The organism is Bartonella sp. AA9NXGY (genome assembly GCF_042196845.1).
Classification (GTDB): Bacteria; Pseudomonadota; Alphaproteobacteria; order Rhizobiales; family Rhizobiaceae; genus Bartonella.
In genome coordinates this window covers 1-2,372 of sequence record NZ_JBHIRB010000060.1, presented here as the reverse complement: position 1 = coordinate 2,372, position 2,372 = coordinate 1, and the positions used below count along the sequence as shown (strand labels likewise).

The 2,372-nt window shown below is 36.2% G+C and carries 4 protein-coding genes and 1 pseudogene; 4 read left to right on the top strand and 1 reads right to left on the bottom strand.

The features are described 5' to 3' along the window. A partial coding sequence (locus ACFIM6_RS09710; RefSeq protein WP_375612652.1) for a hypothetical protein occupies positions 1 to 257 on the bottom strand: 257 nt, incomplete at its 3' end. Positions 258 to 359: 102 nt separating this feature from the next. On the opposite strand from ACFIM6_RS09710, the gene ACFIM6_RS09705 reads away from it, so the two are divergent. From ACFIM6_RS09705 to ACFIM6_RS09690, 4 genes and pseudogenes are all read left to right on the top strand, one after another. Beyond that, a complete protein-coding gene (locus ACFIM6_RS09705) occupies positions 360 to 680 on the top strand; it encodes a helix-turn-helix domain-containing protein (protein ID WP_375612651.1) in 321 nt (106 codons plus the stop codon). A 237-nt stretch (positions 681 to 917) separates the two neighbouring features. Then, on the top strand, positions 918 to 1,298 hold the full coding sequence (locus ACFIM6_RS09700) for a hypothetical protein (RefSeq protein WP_375610977.1): 381 nt from the start codon (positions 918 to 920) through the stop codon (positions 1,296 to 1,298). 113 nt (positions 1,299 to 1,411) lie between these two features. Further along, the gene (locus ACFIM6_RS09695; RefSeq protein ID WP_375612650.1) at positions 1,412 to 2,104 is read left to right on the top strand and encodes a hypothetical protein; all 693 of its coding nucleotides are present in this window, start codon (positions 1,412 to 1,414) and stop codon (positions 2,102 to 2,104) included. Positions 2,105 to 2,118: 14 nt separating this feature from the next. Further along, positions 2,119 to 2,372 (top strand): annotated as a pseudogene (locus ACFIM6_RS09690) (hypothetical protein); the annotation flags it as partial.

Here is a 2,372-nt window from a genome sequence, read left to right as displayed (position 1 = left end):
TCTTGCATTAATCTCTGCAAGCGCTCGGGATAAAAAAAATCTTCTGGACGCAAATCTATCCCATGATCACGTGCGTAGTTCAGAAGCATAATTTGATATTTAGCTGGTATAATTCCGCCTTTACCCTCTCGCTTTTCAAAAGGGTAAGCCCATTTTCTAATTACAATAACATTGCGATTAACGATATTAGCAACTTTTTTATACCCACCTAGATACTCAATTATGAGTTTTGCGGTTTTCGTATATGTTTTTATCATAGCGATAAAAATACGATATCAAAAATATTTAGTCAATACGAAAAACGTATCGTTGTATTTTTTGTATTGTAAGGACTTTAAAAATAAGGAATAAACTTAATTATGATTAGGCAAAAAGAGCTAAAAATTTGGATAAAAAAAGAGCTTGATAAAATGGGACGAGGGAGCCAAGCCAAGCTTGCCGCCCATCTTGGTATAAGAAGACCAGCTATATCCAATATGATTAATCTTAATACAAATAGGGAAATGAGAGATATTAAGGCAGATGAATTAGTTAAAATTATGGAGTTTTTTAAAGATTCTTCACCTATTTCTGGACCTTACTCTGATGATTTTCTTTACTTATATTCACAAGCGAATGATTCTGAAAAGAAGATTGTCGAGGATCTTTTAAAATCTCTGCTCGCAGCAAGAAATTCATAAAAGCTTTTTTTTCACATTCGGTTAATTTATTTAGCATGATGGATAGCTGTTTTTCTTTTATATTTTCTATCATAAGCACCTCATTAACATTAATGATAATAAACAAAATCGAATAGATTTATAAAAATAAAAATACGTTTTTCGTATTTTATCTATTGACACATCGTTACGAAAAACGTATTAATCACTCCATATCTTAGAAAATAACTTTTGCCAATAGGCAGTATGGAGGCATTTGTGAATAAACCAGTGTTTATAAATTCTGATGAAATTCTCTTAGTGATGTGCGAAAATGAAGAACAAAATCTCGCTAAATCTGGTCCTTTATTAGAAGAAAAGGACATTATCAATTTTATCGACCAAACCGATAATGCTGTCCAAATTTTGCGCGTAGAACCAACGACTAATCGTTGCGAAGATATCTCTGAAGATATTGCTGAGTTTTATCTCAAACTACGTGAACAAAAGTGTTTTGATGGCAAAATACCGCATGACTTTATTCTACACAGCACAGCATACGGTTTTTTTTTAGATGATATAAAACAGCGCGAATATGATGATGCAATGTATGGTTCTTACGAAAAACAACACCGTTTGCGTCCTTGTGATGTGCTTTAAAAGCTAAAGGCGTTTTTAAAAGACGCCACCTTTTCAAAAAATTCACCACACAATGCAATGCCGTTCTTTTGCAAGAACGACAAAGGCAGAATCTAACTTAAAGGAGTAAAATCATGGAAAAGAAATATGAACTGACTGATGAAACAATCGAAGTTGGGGGCAAAACTCTCCACCGCATTCGTGCACTGAGAGACTTTGGAAGAGTCAAGAAAGGTGACGTTGGTGGTTTTATAGAGCATGAGGGTAATTTATCACATGATGGCAATTGCTGGGTTGGAGATAGTGCAAAGGTTTTTGGGAATGCCGAAGTCTATGCCAATGCACTAATCCAAGATTGTGCATTGGTTTATGATAACGCAACAATTTTCGATGATGCACAAATTTTGAGTGGTGCACACATTTTCAATCATGCAAAAGTTTACGGTAATGCCCGTGTTCACGTACTTGCAAAAATTTATGGGAACGCGAAAGTGTACGATAAAGCTTCTGTTTCTGGTAATGCACGAATATACCATGATGCAAAGATTGGCGGTAATGCAATAATTTCAAAGAACGCAGAAATTTTTGACGATGCTTGTGTTTTTGAATCCGCATTGATTGCAGATGATGCACGTGTTTTTGGAAAGGCTAAGGTTTATGGCAATGCCGCAATCCACCAAGGTGCACATGTTTCTGAAAAAGCTAAAATTGGCGGTCACGCAGAAATCTCTGGAAATGCCCGTGTGTTTGGTGGTGCACTAGTTTGCGAGAATGCCAAAGTAACCGGAAATACAAAAGTATCTGGAAATGACACTGTTTTAAGATAAGGGCGACTTAAACCATGGAAAAAAAATACGAACTTACTGATGAAACAATTGAGTTTGGGCGCAGAACGCTCCGCCGCATTCGTGCACTGAGAGACTTTGGATATGTCAAAAAAGGTGACCTAGGCGGTTTTATAGAAAAAGAGAGCAACTTAAGCCATAAGAGAGACTGTTGGATTTTTGGCAATGCACACGTTTACGGTGATGCCAAAGTTTATGATGATGCGCGGGTTTATGGGAATGCACGCGTTTATGACAATGCACAAGTTTA

Excerpts from the sequence above, each read along its gene's own strand:
- ACFIM6_RS09705 (WP_375612651.1), top strand. The coding sequence starts at position 360 with ATGATTAGGCAAAAAGAGCTAAAAATTTGGATAAAAAAAGAGCTTGAT.
- ACFIM6_RS09695 (WP_375612650.1), top strand. The coding sequence starts at position 1,412 with ATGGAAAAGAAATATGAACTGACTGATGAAACAATCGAAGTTGGGGGC.